13 protein-coding genes are annotated in these 19,703 nt (G+C 41.6%); 11 read left to right on the top strand and 2 right to left on the bottom strand.

The annotated features are described in order from the left end of the window. Positions 1–47 precede the first annotated feature (47 nt). The 7 genes from V7L07_RS10750 (at position 48) to V7L07_RS10720 (ending at position 9,252) form a co-directional block, all read left to right on the top strand. On the top strand, positions 48–1,865 hold the full coding sequence (locus V7L07_RS10750) for a cytochrome b5 domain-containing protein (protein ID WP_335057583.1): 1,818 nt from the start codon (positions 48–50) through the stop codon (positions 1,863–1,865). Positions 1,866–1,951: 86 nt separating this feature from the next. After that, complete coding sequence (locus tag V7L07_RS10745; RefSeq protein WP_335057581.1) at positions 1,952–3,262, top strand: type III polyketide synthase; 1,311 nt, start codon at positions 1,952–1,954, stop codon at positions 3,260–3,262. Between the two features lie 58 nt (positions 3,263–3,320). Beyond that, on the top strand, positions 3,321–5,168 hold the full coding sequence (locus tag V7L07_RS10740) for an ATP-binding cassette domain-containing protein (protein ID WP_335057580.1): 1,848 nt from the start codon (positions 3,321–3,323) through the stop codon (positions 5,166–5,168). Between the two features lie 143 nt (positions 5,169–5,311). Then, positions 5,312–5,509 carry a hypothetical protein gene (locus V7L07_RS10735; RefSeq protein WP_335057578.1) on the top strand — a complete coding sequence of 66 codons (198 nt, stop codon included), beginning with the start codon at positions 5,312–5,314 and terminating at the stop codon, positions 5,507–5,509. 87 nt (positions 5,510–5,596) lie between these two features. Continuing rightward, on the top strand, positions 5,597–7,180 hold the full coding sequence (locus V7L07_RS10730; protein ID WP_335057576.1) for an efflux RND transporter periplasmic adaptor subunit: 1,584 nt from the start codon (positions 5,597–5,599) through the stop codon (positions 7,178–7,180). Between the two features lie 112 nt (positions 7,181–7,292). Beyond that, a complete protein-coding gene (locus V7L07_RS10725; protein ID WP_442936042.1) occupies positions 7,293–8,582 on the top strand; it encodes an ABC transporter permease in 1,290 nt (429 codons plus the stop codon). 1 nt (position 8,583) lies between these two features. Further along, positions 8,584–9,252, top strand: coding sequence for an ABC transporter ATP-binding protein (locus tag V7L07_RS10720; RefSeq protein ID WP_335057574.1), 669 nt, complete (start codon positions 8,584–8,586; stop codon positions 9,250–9,252). Here V7L07_RS10720 and V7L07_RS10715 read toward each other — a convergent pair. After that, positions 9,249–9,704 carry a helix-turn-helix domain-containing protein gene (locus V7L07_RS10715; RefSeq protein ID WP_335057572.1) on the bottom strand — a complete coding sequence of 152 codons (456 nt, stop codon included), beginning with the start codon at positions 9,702–9,704 and terminating at the stop codon, positions 9,249–9,251. The genes V7L07_RS10720 and V7L07_RS10715 overlap by 4 nt on opposite strands. A 1,232-nt stretch (positions 9,705–10,936) precedes the next feature. Here V7L07_RS10715 and V7L07_RS10710 point away from each other — a divergent pair. The 3 genes from V7L07_RS10710 to V7L07_RS10700 all read left to right on the top strand — a co-directional run bounded on the left by V7L07_RS10710 (position 10,937) and on the right by V7L07_RS10700 (position 15,370). Next, positions 10,937–12,655, top strand: coding sequence for a diflavin flavoprotein (locus V7L07_RS10710; RefSeq protein ID WP_335057570.1), 1,719 nt, complete (start codon positions 10,937–10,939; stop codon positions 12,653–12,655). Between the two features lie 136 nt (positions 12,656–12,791). Further along, on the top strand, positions 12,792–14,504 hold the full coding sequence (locus V7L07_RS10705) for a diflavin flavoprotein (RefSeq protein ID WP_335057568.1): 1,713 nt from the start codon (positions 12,792–12,794) through the stop codon (positions 14,502–14,504). 686 nt (positions 14,505–15,190) lie between these two features. After that, positions 15,191–15,370 (top strand): hypothetical protein, encoded by a 180-nt coding sequence (locus V7L07_RS10700; protein WP_334709481.1) that lies wholly within the window; start codon positions 15,191–15,193, stop codon positions 15,368–15,370. A gap of 40 nt (positions 15,371–15,410) precedes the next feature. Here the strand turns inward: V7L07_RS10700 and V7L07_RS10695 are convergent, their stop codons facing one another. Continuing rightward, the gene (locus tag V7L07_RS10695) at positions 15,411–16,703 is read right to left on the bottom strand and encodes a dicarboxylate/amino acid:cation symporter (RefSeq protein ID WP_335057566.1); all 1,293 of its coding nucleotides are present in this window, start codon (positions 16,701–16,703) and stop codon (positions 15,411–15,413) included. Positions 16,704–16,896: 193 nt separating this feature from the next. Between V7L07_RS10695 and V7L07_RS10690 the strand changes: the two genes are divergently transcribed. Next, the gene (locus V7L07_RS10690; RefSeq protein WP_335057564.1) at positions 16,897–19,572 is read left to right on the top strand and encodes a DNA polymerase III subunit alpha; all 2,676 of its coding nucleotides are present in this window, start codon (positions 16,897–16,899) and stop codon (positions 19,570–19,572) included. Positions 19,573–19,703 lie beyond the last annotated feature (131 nt).

Below are 19,703 nucleotides of genomic sequence, written 5' to 3'. Positions count from 1 at the left end.
CATCTGGGCTAGATGCCTGCATAAGTTTACATTTGATGCATCAAGTGATGAAAAACTACACTGATGCTTCAGAAAAGATCCGTCATGAGCAGCATAATCACATTCAAAAACATTCAGGAGTATCAGGTATTATGAATGTAATAGTACAGGCTTTTAAGCACATACAAATATTCAGGAATAAAGAGAAAGATCAAAATATTTCCGAGCTTGTTTTTGCTCACGATGCAAGCATCGCTGAAGATATTAGTCGTGTAAATAATCAGGAAAAATCACAACTAACTGCTGATGCGATACCTGCGGCGGTGGACTACGCCTACACAAAAACGCCTCCACCTATTATGCCTAAAAGCAACACTCAGGAAAAGCCACAACTACCTGCTGATGAAATTGATAAAGCACCTCCAGCTATTATGCCTGATATCAACAGTCAGGAAAAGCCACAACGACCTCCTGGTGAAATTGGCAAAGAGCCTCCACCTGAGTTGCCTAATATCTGGATTTACGACGGCGAAGTATACGATCTATCCGACTTTATTAAGCGGCATCCAGGCGGTGAATTCTTCATTGGACGTATGAAGAATAGAGATATCACGACACTGGTTAATATTTTTCATCCTAATCCCGAAAAGTCCAAAAGAGTCCTCAAAAAATATGCTTTGGGGCGAAAAGCTAGACCTGAAGATGTTCATCCCAAATACAATGCTCCACCATTCTTGTTTCGTGAAGGTTTTGACGGGTGGAGAGATACACCAAAGTTTAACTTTCAAAACCAAGAGCAATTGCTGAATCGAATTAAGGCCAGGATAAACCAGCCAGAAATGAAAAAAAAGATTGAGCAAATGGACTTTATTTTTGATGTGGTGACAATCATTTTGCTCGTTGTCTATATCCTGGTGCAAGTGCTGCGATTAAATTTCATGCAGTATATGCCCATTTATCTCTTTGTTCCACTAATGGCGGCTCTGAGAATCTCTCTCACAGGTGCAGGTCACTATCTAATTCATCGCGCCCAAGTTCGCCTCAATAAAGTCTTTGCAAATATTTTTGATATTAGCTACGTTCCAATGGCTTTCGTAGTAACTGATGGTCATACTTTAATGCATCATCCATTTACCCAAAGTCAAGTTGATATCAAGAGAAATGTTTTCACAGCCATGTTAGAACTTCCTCGGTTCTATCGAATTCCGGTTCATACTGTACATAAACTTGGTCACGTTCTCACTGGCATGTTTGTGAGATTGATTGAGATATGTACACTGGCATTCAAGTTTGGTGTCAAAGATATGTATGGCTCTTGGCAACGAGGTTTGCCTCATTATATCGGCACTTTTTCTATGCGAATAATTCTTGTTGGCGAGTTGATTTTATTTTGGATGAATGGTGACTTTGGAGCTTGGCTAGCACAATTTGTTTTGACTCTATGGATAAGTACCTTCATGATTGTTGCTAGTCATGATTTTGAAGAAGAAGAAGTAGATCCGTCAGAAGATTGGGCAGTATCCCAAATTAGAAACTCCTATGATTTGACTATGATTGGGAACAAGTATATTGACTGCTTTCTATCAGCAGGTCTTAGTCCACACCGCGTACACCATGTACTTCCATACCAAAAAAGTGGTTTTGCAAATATTATCAGCGAAGATATTGTCCGAGAAGAGGCAGAGAAATTTAATGTTGTCTGGTCAAAACCAAAAAACTTTTTCTTTGATCGTCTGCCAATCTTGGTAACACATTACTTGTTAGGGCCATCAAGAGCGGCAAAAGAAAATAATTTTGGACTGTTAAAAGAACACTTTCACCCACAACAATTAATGACATCGGCGAAATACGTTATCCAAGGATTTCTTGGTATTGGTTCAATCTAATCAGAAAACACAGTTGTAATTCATAGCAACTGTGTTACAAAAAATCTCACATTGTCCAGAAATAACTGTAACTAGGAAAAAGAATTATGAATACTAAAACTACCTTAGTAATGCACAACGAAGTAAATAATTTGCCTGTTGTTAAACCAACTGAAATTAAAGCCAAATATAATGCTTCTGAACTTGGTACGATTAGGTTAAAGCAGTTTTTACCAATCATTGAGAGCATTGCAACTGGTACCCCCGACAACATCGTTCGACAATCTGACGCAGCTGGATTAGTTGCAAATATTCCTAGCTTGGAGCAAAATCGAGGCCGGATCGATAAGCTTTATAAAAATACTCGAATTGATACAAGACACCTAGCGGTAAACTTATTATCCGATGAAGCGATCGCTCACGGGCATAGTCAGACCATTCAATCTCGGATGCAGATGTATCAAGAGTTTGCTGTTCCCCTAGCTGAACGGGTTGCAAAAAAAGCACTCCTAAGCGCCTCTGAAAGTATAAAGACTAACAATCATTTGTACTCAGATACGAACATCAAAGATCACATCCGCCTGATTGTTTTTGTATCGAGTACAGGCTTTGTAGCACCAGGAATAGATACAGAATTGATTAAAAGCCTTGGACTCAGGCGAGACACAGCTAGAGTAACAGTGAATTTTATGGGTTGTGCAGCCGCAATGAATGGACTGCGTGTTGCTAGCGATCATGTGCGAGCTAATCCAACACACAAAGTCCTTGTAGTATGCCTGGAACTAAGCTCAATCAATGCAGTGTTTGAAGATGAGATGAATGATGTGATCATTCATAGCATTTTTGGTGATGGATGTGCCGCAGTAGTTGTCGGAGCTTGTCAACCAGAGCAAGCAATCGGTCAAGGTAAAGTCGTCATTAGAGATCATCTAAGTTACCTGGTTGAAGATACCGAAGACGGCATTGTTCTTGGCATACGGGATAATGGAATTACTTGTCAGCTTTCGCGTCAGTTGCCTGACTATATTAAGACTGGTGTTAATCCAATTATCGAACGTTTTTTAGCAAGCCATGAGCTTACTAAAGAGAATATTGATCTTTGGGCTATTCATCCTGGTGGCACACGCATTATTCAGAATTCACAAGATTCTTTGGGACTCACTGATAGTCAGGTTGCTGATAGTTGGGAGATACTTCGTCAGTATGGCAATATGCTTAGTCCCTCAGTACTATTTGTCATGGAACGTATGCTGTTTAGCAGTGAAAATAATTCTTCTGCTGATAAAGAATATGTGGGGTTAGACAACCCAAATCACCATTGGAAAGATTCAACTAAACAAACAAAAGCATTAACTGGAATTGCCTTTTCATTTTCACCTGGAGTTGGAATAGAAGGAATTCTGTTTCAAAAAGTTTAAAAGAATCATCCTGATATTATCAACACCACAGTTTTGAGCAATCTGAAAGGACACAAGTATGAGATTTATTCGGTTTCTTTGGGAAATATCATGGCGGAGTATCTTAATTGCAACTATCACAGGCTTAATTAGCGGTGGTAGTAATGCAATGCTGATTTCACTCATAAATCGGGCTGTCAGTCAGGCATCACTCCCCAATGCACTATTATATTTTGCGGCATTAGCTGTTTGTACTCTCTTCACAAGTACTGTCGCACAATTCATGTTGATTAATCTCTCGCAGAATGCCATCTACCAATTGCGAGTTAGGTTAGGTCAAAATATCTTATCTTCACCTTTAGAACATCTAGAAAGACTTGGAGAAAATCGTTTACTTGCAACACTAACTGATGATGTTCGAGTTCTTTCCCACGCTGTATCAGCAATTCCAAGTATCTGTATCGATCTCGCTACTGTTTTGGGATGTTTATTCTACTTGTCTTTGATTTCCAACATTATATTTGTATTGACGATCGCTACATCTGCTATTGCTATTTGGTGTGTCCAAACTAGACTCGGCAAAGCACAACATTTGTTCTCCATAGCACGTGAAGAGGAGGATAATTTATTCAAGCATTTTCAAGCTATCACTAGAGGTACTAAAGAACTAAAACTGCACAAAACCAGACGAGAAGACTTTTCCTCTAAGAACTTGCAAGGTAGTGCCACAAAACTGCGTCAGAAGAATACTACCGCAATGCAAAGTTTTGCGATCGCTAATGGATTAGGGCAATTTTCACAGCTTTCTACTTTAGCTTTGATGCTTTTCATATTGCCCTGGTTTATGCATATCCCAGTTGCAATGTTGTCAACCTATGTCCTCACTACTACCTATCTATCCCTACCACTCCAGAACCTATTACGCAGATTACCCGATCTTTTACAAGGTAATGTTGCATTGCAGAAAATTAACATGATGAAGCTGTCATTAACCAGTCAAGCAGAAGTTGATACAACAATTAACTCCTACATTGTCAAACAACCTAGTCAAATTGAACTGAAACTTGAACTCGATCGGGTGAGCTATTTGTATCACCCTAATATTGATGAGAAAGGGTTTCTCTTAGGGCCAAACAATCCATCTTTGCCCCCAGCACATAAGTCTGGAAAAGGACGTAAGCCTAGAGATATGCATCCGCCTCGTGGCAAAGAAAAAGAGTTTCTCTTAGGGCCACCGGGACATCAGCCCAGAGATATGCATCCCCCTGCTGACGATGAAAAGGGGTTTTTACTAGGCCCAATTAGTATAACTTTGCAGCCGGGACAAATAACATATATTGTCGGTGGTAATGGTAGTGGCAAGTCAACGCTAGCTAAATTAATTACGGGATTGTATCCACCTAAAAATGGGTCAATTTATCTCGATGGAGTATTGATTACAGATGAAAATCGGGAATGGTATCGCCAGCATTTTTCCGCTATCTTCTCTGATTTCTACCTTTTCGATAGCTGTTTGGGATTCAATCATCCGAATCTCGATCGAGAAGTGGAAAATTATTTGAGGCAATTGCAGTTAGACCATAAAGTTAAAGTCAGGGATGGTGTTTTATCAACAACTAACCTATCCCAAGGGCAGAGAAAGCGCCTCGCATTACTCACAGCTTATCTAGAAGATCGCCCGATTTATTTATTTGATGAATGGGCATCTGACCAAGAGCCACACTTTCGCGACCTATTTTATCGGCAGAGTCTTGTCAAACTCAAAGAACGTGGTAAAGCCGTGATAGTAATCACCCATGATGACCGTTACTTTCACCTCGCTGATCAAATTATTAAGCTCGATTATGGTAAGGTGCAACCTGACTATGTGCCGACAAATAGCCATCTAAGTGAAAACAAAATTGATGAAGTAAAATTATCGAGTTAATAATCATAAGCTTCTAGATTTAAGATGGCTACATCAAGTTAATATTACCCAAATGACTCTGAAAAGATGTGTTGATATTGCAGGCTTTAACCCCTTTGATTTGTGATATATCATGTCGGAATTATATCAACTAGGTAAAAAATATGAGCGTTAATGAACAGGAATGTAATTATAGGATTCATAATGAAATGACTCAAATTCAAATTGATTTGGAGAGAGCATTAAAAAACATCCTGGAACAAGCTGGTAGTAAAATTAAGCCAGAAAAACAAGAAGAATTAAAGAAGGAAGTTGAAGGTACTAAGCAAATTATCGAACGTTTTAAGAGTAGATATGCTTGAAATTTTCTCGGCAATAATTGTGTGGGAAAAGCGATTACAAATCTCAGCTAAACAGAGGCGGGTCTGGTTTTTACTCAAGGAGTGAACATGGCATTTAATCATTACCCAAATTTACCCAAGCTAACTGACTCCACATCTTCACTCCCACCCATCAAGAAACAAGGTCTAACAAAATGGTTAATTGGATTTATCTCCCTATTTTTACTTGTGGGTGTCAGTTATCTTATTCATCACCAGCTTGTTAAACAACAACAGCAAGCAAATCTACGCTTGGCGGTAGTGCCTTTAAGACGGACAAATTTTTCTATCACTGTCTCAGCCAATGGGACTGTTAAACCTGAGCGGGCAATCAACCTCAGTCCTAAAACGGCAGGTACTTTAAAAAGGCTGCTAGTTAAGGAAGGTGATTATGTCAAAAAAAAGCAGGTGTTGGCTTATATGGATGATTCTAATTTGCAGGGACAATTGATCCAAGAGCAGGGGAGACTGGCTCAAGCAAAGGCAAATCTACGCAAACTTATGGCAGGTAATCGCCCTCAAGATATTGCTCAGGCGCAAGCCAAACTGGAGGAACTAAAAGCAAAATTACGCAAACTCATGACAGGTAATCGCTTTCAGGATATTGCTCAAGCCCAAGCCCGTTTAGAGAGATATCAAGCTACTTTGAGCCAAGCAAACGACGACTTTCAGCGCAATCAGAAACTTTACGATGCTGGAGCAATTTCTCGGCAAGCTTTAAACCAAAAACGTGCAGACCTCGCCAGCGCCCAAGCCCAAGTAGCGGAAGCGCAACAAGCACTATCTCTGCAAAAGGCGGGAACCCGTCAAGAAGATATTGACCAAGCCCGTGCAGAAGTAAAACAGCAACAACAAGTACTATCTCTGCAACAAGCGGGAACCCGTCAAGAAGATATCGACCAAGCCCGTGCAGAGGTGATATCTGCTAGCGGAGCGTTACAAAACATCCAAACTCAGATTGATGACACACTGATTCGCGCTCCCTTTGATGGGGTTGTCATTCGTAAGTATGCTGACCCAGGGGCTTTTGTTACGCCAATGACAGCAAGTAGTTCGGTTTCTTCTGCAACTTCATCATCGATTCTGGCATTAGCTGATACAAATCAGGTTGTGGCAAATATTTCGGAGAGCAACATTTCTGAAATTCAGATCAATCAACCAGTGGTAATTAAGGCAGATGCTTACCCTGGTAAAACATTTCCAGGACGAGTCTCGCAAATCGCGGCTCAGGCAACAGTAGAGCAAAATGTTACTAGCTTTGAAGTGAAAGTTACTCTGCTTTCAGATTCCAAGAAGTTATTGCGCTCTGGAATGAATGTATCTCTGGAGTTCAATGTTGGTGAGTTGCAAAACGCCCTGACTGTACCAACGATCGCAGTGACACGTCAACAAAAGGTAACAGGTGTTTTTGTGGCACGTAAAAATCAACCACCTGTATTCACTCCGATTACAACTGGAGCAACGGTTAACAATCGTACCCAAGTCAAGGCTGGACTAAACGGTACAGAAAAGGTTTTGATTAGCTCCCCGCCCCAACCTCAAAATAAGTCTAGTATTTCTTTTCCAGGTTTACCCGGAAGCTCTAAAGCGGGCAGTTCTGAACAAGAACCGCCAATGGGGCCACCACCTGGCGCTGCTCCTCCCGCTCATTAAGGGACTTACGCAAGAACTCTCTGAAACTCTTATTCCTTTGTGTCCTTTGCGTCCTTTGTGGTTCGTTTTATCATGATTTTGCGTAAGTACTAATTAATTCAAGGTACAAAAAATGACTATTTCCTTTCGCTTACCTCGCAGAATAGCGACTTCTCGTCGTGCCCATACTGTATCAGTAACCGAAATCTTATCAATGGCAATGGAGGCACTATGGCGCAATAAACTCCGTACTAGTTTGACGATGTTGGGTGTAATTATTGGCATTACTTCTGTGATTGCAATTACCTCCGTTGGACAGGGTGTACAAAAAGCGACAGAACAGCAAATTCAATCTTTAGGAACCGATGTTTTGCAGGTTTTTGCAGGAGCCGCCCGTTCTGGTGGGATCAGTCAAGGAATGGGTTCTAGTTCAACACTTACTTGGGAGGATGCCAAAGCTATCCAAGAAGAGGCTCCTGCTGCTCAAGTCGTTTCTGCCTACCTCCAGCGTCCGGGGCAGGTGGTTTATGAGAAGTTGAATAATTCTACTAATATTGTCGGAACCGATTTGAACTATCCCGAAGCCAGAAATACTTCCCTTACCCAAGGTAGGTTTTTTACCCAAGAAGAAATGGACAACGCTAAATCAGTGGTTGTACTGGGGCAGACAGTTCGGGATGAACTATTTGGGACTGGTAAAAATCCTGTCGGCGAACAGATTCGCATTCAAAGTAACATTTACGAAGTTATTGGCGTATTTGAGAAGAAAGGTTCAGAAGGGCCAATGGATCGGGACGATCAAGTTTTCATTCCCCTAACTAATATGTCAAGTCGGATCGTGGGGAATAATGCTTTAAAAGGTTTTGCAATCAATGGCATTTATGTAAAACTGGCCAATCAAGAGCAGTCAGCAACGGCTCAATTTCAGGTTGTGAATCTTCTGCGCCTACGTCATAACCTCAATTCATCCCAGTCTGATGATTTCAGCATTAGAAATCAGACAGATGTGGTTAACACCTTCACGACTGTGGTGGGCTTGTTTACGATGATGGTAGTAGCGATCGCTAGTATTTCTCTGTTAGTAGGAGGCATTGGCATCGCTAATATTATGCTGGTTTCGGTGGTTGAGCGAACCAGAGAGATTGGGATTCGCAAAGCCGTTGGTGCAACTAATTCCGCCATTTTAAATCAGTTTTTAGCCGAATCCATTGTGATTTCTACTGCTGGAGGCGGTATTGGTATGGGAATTGGGATTGGCATTGCCTTTGGCGCTGCGATGATTTTCCATTTTCCCTTTATCGTTTCTGTGTGGTCAGTTGTGTGTGGATTTGGATTATCGTTCATTGTCGGCTTACTGGCTGGGGTGATTCCGGCTCGGAATGCCGCTCAGTTAGACCCAATTGCCGCCTTACGGAGTGATTGAGATGACAACTATGATTTGGATGCAGGCGATTAGCAAAACTTATCGCTTGGGTGAAGTGACAGTACCCGTGTTGAAGCAGATTGATTTAACAATTGAGCAAGGAGAATATGTTGCCATTATGGGCACATCTGGCTCAGGAAAGTCTACACTGATGAACCTGATTGGCTGCCTAGATTGTCCAACGGCCGGACACTACGTTTTAGAAGGCAGAAACTTGACTAGTTTCGGCAATGACGAACTGGCGCATATCCGCAATCAGCGCATTGGCTTTGTATTTCAGCAATTCAATCTGTTACCAGGTGCTACCGCGCTGCAAAATGTTATGCTGCCGATGATTTACGCCAATATCCCTAAGCAAAAACGTCACCAGCAAGCAATTCAAGCACTGACAAGGGTGGGATTAGGCGATCGCTTGTACAATTTTCCCAACCAGCTTTCTGGAGGACAACAACAACGAGTAGCGATCGCTCGTGCTATTGTTAACCGGCCAGCACTGATGCTAGCTGATGAACCAACGGGCGCTTTAGACACTCAAACATCCCAGGAGGTAATGAATTTATTCACCGAACTCAACCAACAAGGTATGACGATCGTCATTGTCACCCATGATCTGGCGATCGCTGCTCAAACGAAACGAGTAATTCGAGTCCAAGATGGTTTAATCAGCTAATTATGCTGTTCCTGGGTTGGTGTACATGTGCTTCCAAACCTCCTTCCCCTTTTTTTCAATACCCGTCGTAAGCGATCTGCACTCAAGTTTACTTGACGCTCAGACGCCAGTTTTTTAGCTAATTGTTTAGAGTTATAAGTCTCTGACTCTTGAGCCAAACAATTTTCGAGATAAACTAAATCTGATTCCGAATATCGGGGTTTTCCTCCTCGACCAGGAGCATCCCATAAACCTGCTAAACCCATCTTTTCCCAACGATGAAGGGTTTGACGCACTGTTGAAATCGCCCAGTTCAAACCTTTTGCAATTTGCTCATTTTTTAAGCCGCGAGTATTCAGCAGTAAAACTTGAGCGCGATCCTTGGTACGTTGAGGAACATCTTTGGCTTTTCTCAACTCTTCTAAAGTTAGCTTTTCTTCTTCAGTTAGAAACACTTTTAATCGGCATCCCATAAACAATAACCTGTTACACTTTTTTTGTCTATTTACGCCTACATACTTAATAAGTTAAGTATGTATTTACACGCCTAAAATTTGACTACAAGTATTAAAGATGTTGGCATTCAAAAGTTTGCAATTTATCATCAAAAATGGATTTTTATAAAAAGTTAGGTATATCAGAGATGACACCATTAACCTGCTTATATAGGCAAACCTATTCTTGTCGTAGCTTGAAGCTACAGCTTCAAGCTACGACAAGAATAATTTGTTGGTGTTAGTCCTGATGAATGTCTAAAGTCGATAATAAAGGACTGTATCATTAAATTTCTGAGATTATTCGTATAGTTACGGAGGTTTATCGAAACTTTAAAAATTATTTTTATGCTAGTTTCCCTTTGGATGAGTAGAAAAAGATATACAGACCTTGTTCCTTTTTATTCAACTAGTCTCTGGAAATTTGCCTTGGTTATCTCCAAAACAGTATTTGTTTTCTCCACTTTACACAAAGTTTATATTTTATGTCACCAGATTTTGATTGAGACAACAACATATTCAACACTCATTGGATTAACTAGTGTTAACAGCTTATGTGATGCTTGTTGAAAGCCTAAAAAAGGTTTACCCACTTTTCCTACTTTTCCTACCTTTCCTAATTATTTTTAAGGCAACACATTTCAGACACAAAGATGTGATGAATCGCGTCTCTTGCCTTAACCGAGCCGGATTGATTTAGGGTTGGTAAATCAAATGGCAATAAAATATGGTTCTTCAGTAGGTGTTATGCTGAAATTTTAATTAAACCCCAAAGTTTTCCTTTAAAATCAAGGCTTGCAGGCGATTATAAACTCAATTTCAGCACGAAGGCTCAAATGGTAATCATAATGCCTGTTATTATTGACCAATAAGGATTTGAAACTTATTTACAGGCATTTTTAGCATAACAGGTACGGAAGAGCCTAAAATATTGTTTAAACTATGCCTTTATTGTCAAAAAATATAATTGGTATGATATTTTGGAATTAGGATGAGACGAGACAAATCAGCAAAATTCAATACTCAGTAAACTTGAAATATTTAATTAATATTTAGTAGGTTTTGAAGATTCATAATTATTGCTAAAAAACAGCAATAATTGATACAAGTTAAATTTTTCAAAAACTGATATTCATTACACATTCAACATTAAATAATAGAGACAATGGGGGCAGAAGAAAAACCTGTTAATTTGCGCTCGGAGACGAATAATGGTAGCGATCGCAGAGAACGTTCAACATCGGCTAACTATACAAACTGTCGAAATTGCCCCTAACACAACGGCGATTCGCTCTCTTGATTGGGATCGCGATCGCTTCGATATCGAATTCGGACTGCAAAATGGCACAACCTATAATTCATATCTAATTAGGGGCGAACAAACAGTTTTGATTGATACTTCTCATCAGAAGTTTCGCAATCTGTATTTAGAGACTCTCAAAGGTCTTGTTAACCCCAAGACAATTGATTACATAATTGTCAGTCACACAGAGCCAGACCATAGCGGCTTAGTAGAAGATGTTCTCCAGTTAGCTCCTAGAGCTACCGTTTTAGCCTCAAAAGTTGCGCTTCAGTTTTTAGAAGGCTTAGTACACGATCCTTTTTCTAAACGGGTTGTCAAAACTGGCGATCGCATCGATATTGGTAAAGGGCACGAAATCGAATTCGTAAGTGCGCCTAACTTACACTGGCCGGATACAATCTTTAGCTTTGACCGCAAAACCCAAATTCTCTACACCTGTGATGCTTTTGGGATGCACTTTTGTGACGATCGCACCTTTGATGAAGATTTAGAAGCGATCGAAGCTGACTTTAGATTTTACTACGACTGCTTGATGGGCCCTAACGCTCGTTCTTTGGTGAATGCCATGAAGCGAATGAACGAACTAGGGAAGATTAATATTATCGCCAATGGTCATGGGCCTTTATTATACCACCATCTAGATGTTCTAACTGGGTGCTATGAAAATTGGAGCCAAAAACAAGCTAAAGCAGAAACCACTGTCGGCTTGTTTTTTGTCTCAGAATATGGATATGGCGAACGCCTTGGTCACGCAATTGCCGAAGGTATCCTGAAAACTGGCGTTGGCGTAGAAGTACTGGATTTGAGTACTGCTGGCAGCCAAGAAATTCAAGAACTAGCCGGGAGAGCAGCTGGGATAATTATCGGTATGCCCTCGACTACCGCCGCCGCCGCCCAAGCTAGTATCAGTTCGGTGCTAGCTGTCGCCAAGAACAAGCAATTTCTTGGGCTGTTTGAATGTTACGGTGGGGATGATGAACCCATTGATACACTCCGCAGACAATTTCTGGACTCTGGCATCAAAGAAGCTTTCCCACCGATTCGGATTAAAGAGGCTCCCACAGCATCAACATTCCAGTTGTGTGAAGAAGCGGGTAAAGACATCGGACAATTGCTAGTGCGCGATCGCAACATCAAGCAAATTAAGTCCCTTGATGTCAACATGGAAAAGGCGCTGGGTCGCATTAGCAGCGGACTATATATAGTCACCACCAAAAAAGATAACGTCTCAAGTGCAATGCTGGCATCCTGGGTAACGCAAGCGAGTTTGCAACCATTAGGATTCACAATTGCCGTTGCCAAAGACCGCGCCATTGATTCCTTAATGCAAGTAGGCGATCGCTTCGTCCTCAACGTTTTGGAAGAAGGCAATTATCAAGAACTCAAAAAACACTTCCTCAAACGCCTGCATCCTGGCGCTGACCGTTTTGCAGGAGTAAAAACTCAAACAGCGAAAAACGGTTCCCCGATTCTGACAGATGCTTTGGCATACATGGAATGTGAAATACAGACCAGTATGGAATGCAGCGACCACTGGATTTTATACTGCACCGTCCAAGAAGGTCGTGTCTCCAAAAACGATGGATTGACAGCTGTTCGCCATCGCAAAGTAGGTAATTACTACTAAGGAATTGGGTATTGGGTATTGGGGATTGGGAAAACTCTTTCCTTGTCGCTAGTCCCCAGTCCCCATTCCCCATTCCCCAGTCCCTAGTCCCCTAGTCCCCAATCCCTAGTCTCTGTTCCCCAACTATAAAACAGCTATGACCAATTCCAAGCCACGCGACGTACAAGTTTTACCAATTGCTACAAATACTAAAGCTATCAGGGCACGTAGTTGGTCACGTCTGCGGTTTGAAATTGAATACGCACTTGAAAGAGGTACAACCTCCAATTGCTATTTAATTGAAGCTGATAAAACCGCACTTATTGATCCACCGCCAGAAAGCTTTACCGAAATTTATTTAGAGGCATTGCGGCAGACTTTAGATTTGACAACTTTGGATTATATTATCCTGGGTCATTTCAACCCCAACCGAGTTGCAACCCTCAAAGCAATTTTAGAACTAGCACCACAAGTAACTTTTGTCTGTTCTCTTCCCGGTGCGAACAATTTACGTGCTGCTTTTCTAGAACAAGATTTAAATGTCTTGGTGATGCGGGGGAAAGAAACTCTGGATTTAGGCAAGGGTCATGTTTTAAAATTCTTCCCCACCCCTAGTCCGCGCTGGCCGGAAGGACTTTGTACCTACGACCAGCAAACCCAAATTCTCTACACAGATAAGTTATTTGCAACTCATCTCTGTGGTGATGAAGTGTTTGATGATAACTGGGAAGCGCTCAAAGAAGACCAGCGTTACTACTTTAACTGCTTGATGGCTCCCCAAACTCTTCATGTGCAAGCAGCTTTGGAGAAAATCTCAGATTTGCAGGTGAGAATGTATGCTGTGGGTCATGGCCCCTTGGTACGCAGTAGCTTAATTGAACTCACCAAAGCTTATGGAGAGTGGAGCCGTTCTCACAACGAGCGCGAAATTTCCGTTGCCTTACTTTACGCTTCAGCTTACGGAAATACGGCGACTTTAGCACATGCGATCGCTCTGGGACTAACTAAAGGTGGAGTTGCAGTTAAATCAATCAACTGTGAATTTGCTACCCCTGATGAAATTCGCATCAACCTAGCACAGTCAGAGGGTTTTATCATTGGTTCTCCTACCATCGGTGGTCATGCACCAACTCCCATTCACACTGCTTTAGGAATTGTGCTATCGAGTGGTGACAATAGCAAACTCGCCGGGGTTTTTGGTTCCTACGGCTGGAGTGGCGAAGCATTTGACTTAATCGAAGGTAAACTCCGAGATGCCGGATATCGCTTTGGCTTTGACACCTTGAAGGTGAAGTTTAAACCTGATGATGTCACTCTCAAATTCTGTGAAGAACTAGGTACAGACTTTGCCCAAGCACTGAGAAAGGCTAAAAAGGTACGCGTGCCGCAACAAGCCGCTACCCCAGTGGAACAAGCTGTTGGTCGGATTGTTGGTTCCGTTTGCGTGGTGACAGCGAAACTTGGAGATGTGTCTACGGGGATGTTAGGCGCTTGGGTTTCTCAAGCCACCTTCAACCCACCTGGACTAACTGTTGCGATCGCCAAAGACCGAGCGATCGAATCTTTGATGTATCCAGGCGGTAAGTTTGCCTTAAATATTCTACCTGAAGGCAATCATCAAGATTACATGAAACATTTCCGTAAATCTTTCGCCCCTGGAGAAGATCGATTTGCCAACTTTAGTACAGCAGTTGCAGATAATGGCTGTACCGTCCTCACCGACGCTTTAGCATATTTGGAATGCTCAGTCAGCCAACGTCTAGAATGTGGCGATCATTGGGTCATTTATGCAACTGTAGACGAAGGTAAATTACTCAAGCCTGATGCTGTTACTGCCATCAACCATCGTAAAACAGGCACTCATTATTAGAGAGTGAGAAGTTTAACCTCACAAAACTGCTTTTGATAAAAATTCTCTTTTTTATTGTGGGACTGGCATCTTGCCAGTCCCATTTTTTTGTCTACCACGCTAGCTGCTGCTAATTTTAATCGTGAGTTTGATAAGTCTTATTTGTCCTCTCCCCCAGCCCCTCTCCGAGGCGGAGAGGGGAGCAAAAAACGGAATTTTTCGTTGCTCCTCCCTTTCCGTTTCGGAGAGGGAGGCTAGGAGGGAGAGGTTTATCGAACTCACGTTAATTTTACTAACAGGCGTACCGAGTTAAGATTTTGGATGGCGATGCGATCGCTAACAAACATTTTTGCAAAAAATGAACCGGGTATAGGCTAATACGGTTCAGATAAGCTTTTTTCTCCCCCTCTGTATCCCTTGCATCCCCTCTGCCTGCCTCAACGGATAAATTTCTTAACCCAAGTGTATTGGGGTATAGGGGCAGACATTTGTACGCTTGTACCAACGTATCTGACTTTTCCTGGGATGTAGAATCAAAAAAAAAAAGGTGCGTGCAATTTCAGTATTAAAGCGGAAATAACATAAATTTACCTACGGAAATTCCGCAATTGCCACAAAGACAATTGCAAAAGCACAGTGTAGCCTTTAACTAGAAAAACACTATCAGGCAGTTTCTAGACAAAACTTTTATATTATTTTTTGTTCTTATGACTCCAAAACACACCAAAATTAAATTTCCTCTTTGGCAATATCTGAACCAACCTTTATTTAGCCGCGAGACTAAATTAGTGTTGAATCCCCAGCGCTTTGTCTTGATCTGGCGTCTACAACTTCTAGAACGTTGCTGGAGTAAAGAATGTGACGCCAAAGGACCTCAACAGCATTAGATATTTGAAAAGCTGCTGCACTCAACTAAAAGCTGGCAAACTAAGCCTCATCTAAAGAACGTGGCTTTTTACCATCAAGTAAAGCACTGACAGTCATATCTCCCATGACATTAATTGCGGTGCGGCAGCGATCCAAAAACCAGTCTACAGTAACTAGCAAAGCAATGTACTGGGTAGGTAAGCCTACAGAAGTGAATACCAGTGTCATTGTTACCAGTCCAGCATTGGGAATATTTGCCGCACCTACCGAGGCAAATATCGAGGTAAGGATGACAACTAACTGCTGTGTTAAACTCAGATGTTGGCCAATTAGTTGGGAAATATACAACGCAGACATTGCTTCATAGAGGGCAGTACCATCATTATTGAAATTTGCCCCGACTAATGCCCCCAAGGCAGCAGAAGATTCCCTTAAACCGACTTTTGTTTGCAAAACCTCAAAGGTTACGGGCATTGCTGCCGCCGAGGAAGAAGTTGAGAAAGCTGTTAAAAAGGCATCAGAACCGCCGGCGAGGAATTTTAGCGGGTGTACCCAAGAACCAAATTTTACTCTGGTGAGGTAGTAGCAAGCCTGCAATACCAGTGCTAACAATACAGCTACGATGAACGCACCCAAAGATTTAAACGGTGCAAAGCCCTGCATCGCAATAGTTTTAGCTACAATTCCAAAGACTGCGAACGGCACTAAGGCAATTACCCAGTTGAGGATGCGGACTACCGCTTCAAATAAAATTCCGATGACATCCTCTATCGGCTGGAATCCATTCTTGCCTTGGGCGATTTGTTCAGATTTTAATCCCCGCAGAACGATGCCAAAACTCAGGGCAATTACAATCAGTTGGATGACATTATTATCAACCAATGGCTTGAGGACAGCTTCCGGGACAGCATCTTTGATTATTCCCCAAGGATCGAGACTCTGAGTAGTTATTGCCGTACTGGTTGAGGTGGCTACATTGCCCCAAGTCCCAGGACGCAGAACATTGGCTACCAAAAGTCCCACTAAAATAGCTACAGTTGTGTTGGTTAAAAGTAGTACTGCTAACCGCCGCCCAGCTGTACCAGGGATATTAGTAGTCATCAAAGTATGCAGCACCGCTACCAGAATTAGAGGTGTAGCCAAGGCGCGGAGAGCCTTTAGCACCAATTCAGCCGGAATTGCTAAATTGTTGATTAAAGCCGCGTTGCTGGGGTTGGGATTCCCCGCACCAAGGGCAATTCCGACGCTGACTGCGGCGACTAAGGCGATGAGAATTTGCAACGTGAGAGGGATACGCTGCCACCAAGGGCTAGCTTTGGTTGCAGGCGAAGTAGTTCTCTCTGTTTGACTCATTGGCTAGGTACTGGTTAACTGCTGTAACTATTAAAACAACAATAATGATAGTGACAATTCCCGAAAAAGAACAGCTTTAATTTTGGTTAAAAACTGTTAATCTAATATTCCGTTGCTTTGCAAAATCTGGCTCAAAAGGGTATACCACAAGGTAGACCCCTAGAGGTATATTGGCTTGTGGTTGGAGATGCTTATGTCCTTTGTTCCTTTACATATTCACAGTGACTATAGTTTGCTCGATGGGGCAAGTCAGCTACCAGAGTTGGTGGATCAAGCGATCGCACTGGAGATGAAAGCGATCGCCCTTACCGATCATGGTGTCATGTATGGAGCCGTTGAACTGATCAAAATCTGCCGTAGTCAAAATATTAAGCCGATAATCGGCAATGAAATGTATATAATTAACGGCGATATTGAGAAACAAGAACGCCGCCCCAAATATCATCAAGTTGTTTTAGCTAAAAATACCAAAGGTTACAAAAATTTAGTTAAATTAACTACAATTTCTCACCTCAAAGGTGTTCAAGGTAAAGGAATTTTTTCTCGACCTTGTATTAATAAAGATTTATTAAAAGAATATCATGAAGGCTTGATTGTCACCAGCGCTTGTTTGGGTGGAGAAGTCCCCCAAGCGATTCTCAGTAATAGACCAGATGCAGCTCGGAAAGTTGCTCAATGGTATAAAGATGTATTTGGTGATGATTATTATCTAGAAATTCAAGACCACGGCTCCCAAGAAGACCGGATTGTAAATGTTGAAATTGTCAAAATTGCTAGGGAACTAGGAATTAAAATTGTTGCAACTAATGATTCGCATTTTATTTCTTGTTTTGACGTTGAAGCCCACGACGCTTTGCTATGTATCCAAACTGGCAAGTTAATTATTGAAGATAAGCGGATGCGTTATAGCGGTACTGAGTATCTCAAGTCTGGTGAAGAGATGCGGCAGCTATTTCGTGACCATTTACCAGATGATGTGATTGTAGAAGCGATCGCTACTACTGAAGAAGTGGCTGATAAAGTCGAGCCTTACCATATTATGGGTGAGCCTCAGATTCCTACACCTCCTATTCCCCCTGGTCATACTGCTGACACTTACGCCGAAGATGTTGCGTGGAGTGGACTTTTAGAACGGTTAAATCGCAAATCTCGCCAGGAAGTCGATTCCGTCTATAAAGAAAGATTAGAATACGAACTGAAAATGATTCAGCAGATGGGTTTTTCCAAATACTTTTTAGTTGTATGGGACTACATCAAATTTGCTAGAGATAATAATATTCCTGTGGGGCCAGGTCGGGGTTCGGCGGCTGGTTCATTAGTTGCTTATGCAATGCGAATTACCAATATTGACCCTGTACATCATGGGTTACTATTCGAGCGTTTCTTGAACCCAGAACGGAAATCCATGCCTGATATTGATACGGATTTCTGTATTGAACAACGGGATAAAGTGATTGAATATGTAACTGAAAAATATGGTGCAGATAGAGTTGCCCAAATTATTACTTTTAACCGTCTAACTTCTAAAGCAGTTTTGAAAGATGTCGCCAGAGTATTAAATATTCCCTACGGGGAAGCTGACAAAATGGCGAAAATGATTCCTGTGGTGCGGGGGAAACCAACTAAACTTAAGGTGATGGTTTCTGATAAAACTCCAGAACCAGAGTTTAAAGAGAAATATGATAAAGAACCCCATGTTCGTCATTGGCTTGATATGGCGATGCGAATTGAAGGAACTAACAAAACTTTTGGTGTTCATGCAGCAGGTGTAGTAATTTCCGCCGATCCACTGGATGAAATTGTCCCATTACAGAAAAATAATGACGGTTCTGTAATTACCCAATATTTCATGGAAGACCTGGAATCAATGGGTTTGTTGAAAATGGATTTTCTGGGTTTACGGAACCTGACGCTTATTCAAAAAACTGTTGATTTAATTCAAGAAACGAAAGGATATCGGATTGATCCTGATGAAATTCCCCGCCAGGAAAGAAAAGCCCAGAGAATATTAGCTAAAGGTGAACATAGCACTTTACCAAAAGATGTCCAAAAAACTTATGATTTATTAGAAGCAGGTGAATTAGAAGGGATATTTCAATTAGAATCTTCTGGGATGCGTCAGATCGTGCGAGATTTGAAGCCTTCTAATATAGAAGATATTTCTTCAATTTTGGCACTTTATCGACCCGGACCATTAGATGCAGGACTAATTCCTAAATTTATCAACCGCAAACATGGTCGAGAAAAGATTGATTATCAACACCAAGTTCTAGAACCAATATTAGATGAAACCTATGGAATTATGGTCTATCAAGAGCAAATCATGAAAATTGCTCAAGATATGGCGGGATATTCTTTAGGACAAGCTGACTTGCTGCGTCGGGCGATGGGTAAAAAGAAAGTTTCTGAGATGCAAAAGCAGCGAGAAAAATTCGTAGATGGCGCAGCTAAAAATGGCGTTCAGAAAAAAGTTGCAGATGAATTATTTGAGCAAATGTTGAAGTTTGCTGAATATTGTTTAAGCTATGACACGGAAATATTAACTGTAGAATATGGATTGCTGCCGATTGGAGAAATTGTCGAAAAAGGCATTGAATGTACTGTATATAGTGTTGATAATCATGGGAATATTTACACCCAACCTGTAGCACAGTGGCACGATCGCGGACAACAAGAGGTATTTGAGTATTGCTTGGAAGATGGTTCAATAATTCGGGCAACAAAAGACCATAAATTTATGACTGTTGATGGTCAAATGTTGCCAATTGATGAAATATTTGAACGCCAATTAGATTTGATGCGGGTTGAGGGTTTGCCAAATTCATTGGTTTACCAACCAGATCGCCAGGGAATAGAATTCGCTGTCTAATGGTGCAAGAGGACTAGAAAAAACTTGGTTTAATTGTTCACTAGTTTCACCTAGTCGTCTGAAGACGACTTTAGCTTTCAGACAGGGAATTTCATTCCCTGGCTGGCTACTGGCTGGCTGCTGCCGGCTGG

Source organism: Nostoc sp., assembly GCF_036916985.1.
Taxonomy (GTDB): Bacteria; Cyanobacteriota; Cyanobacteriia; order Cyanobacteriales; family Nostocaceae; genus Nostoc.
The sequence above is the reverse complement of the archived record's forward strand: the minus strand, read 5'-3'. Positions and strand labels throughout refer to the sequence as shown.

Bases quoted from the DNA above. Each gene is read 5' to 3' on its own strand.
- V7L07_RS10750 (WP_335057583.1), top strand. From the start codon at position 48: ATGAAAAACTACACTGATGCTTCAGAAAAGATCCGTCATGAGCAGCAT.
- V7L07_RS10745 (WP_335057581.1), top strand. From the start codon at position 1,952: ATGAATACTAAAACTACCTTAGTAATGCACAACGAAGTAAATAATTTG.
- V7L07_RS10740 (WP_335057580.1), top strand. From the start codon at position 3,321: ATGAGATTTATTCGGTTTCTTTGGGAAATATCATGGCGGAGTATCTTA.
- V7L07_RS10735 (WP_335057578.1), top strand. From the start codon at position 5,312: ATGAGCGTTAATGAACAGGAATGTAATTATAGGATTCATAATGAAATG.
- V7L07_RS10730 (WP_335057576.1), top strand. From the start codon at position 5,597: ATGGCATTTAATCATTACCCAAATTTACCCAAGCTAACTGACTCCACA.
- V7L07_RS10725 (WP_442936042.1), top strand. From the start codon at position 7,293: ATGACTATTTCCTTTCGCTTACCTCGCAGAATAGCGACTTCTCGTCGT.
- V7L07_RS10720 (WP_335057574.1), top strand. From the start codon at position 8,584: ATGACAACTATGATTTGGATGCAGGCGATTAGCAAAACTTATCGCTTG.
- V7L07_RS10715 (WP_335057572.1), bottom strand. From the start codon at position 9,704: ATGGGATGCCGATTAAAAGTGTTTCTAACTGAAGAAGAAAAGCTAACT.
- V7L07_RS10710 (WP_335057570.1), top strand. From the start codon at position 10,937: ATGGTAGCGATCGCAGAGAACGTTCAACATCGGCTAACTATACAAACT.
- V7L07_RS10705 (WP_335057568.1), top strand. From the start codon at position 12,792: ATGACCAATTCCAAGCCACGCGACGTACAAGTTTTACCAATTGCTACA.
- V7L07_RS10700 (WP_334709481.1), top strand. From the start codon at position 15,191: ATGACTCCAAAACACACCAAAATTAAATTTCCTCTTTGGCAATATCTG.
- V7L07_RS10695 (WP_335057566.1), bottom strand. From the start codon at position 16,703: ATGAGTCAAACAGAGAGAACTACTTCGCCTGCAACCAAAGCTAGCCCT.
- V7L07_RS10690 (WP_335057564.1), top strand. From the start codon at position 16,897: ATGTCCTTTGTTCCTTTACATATTCACAGTGACTATAGTTTGCTCGAT.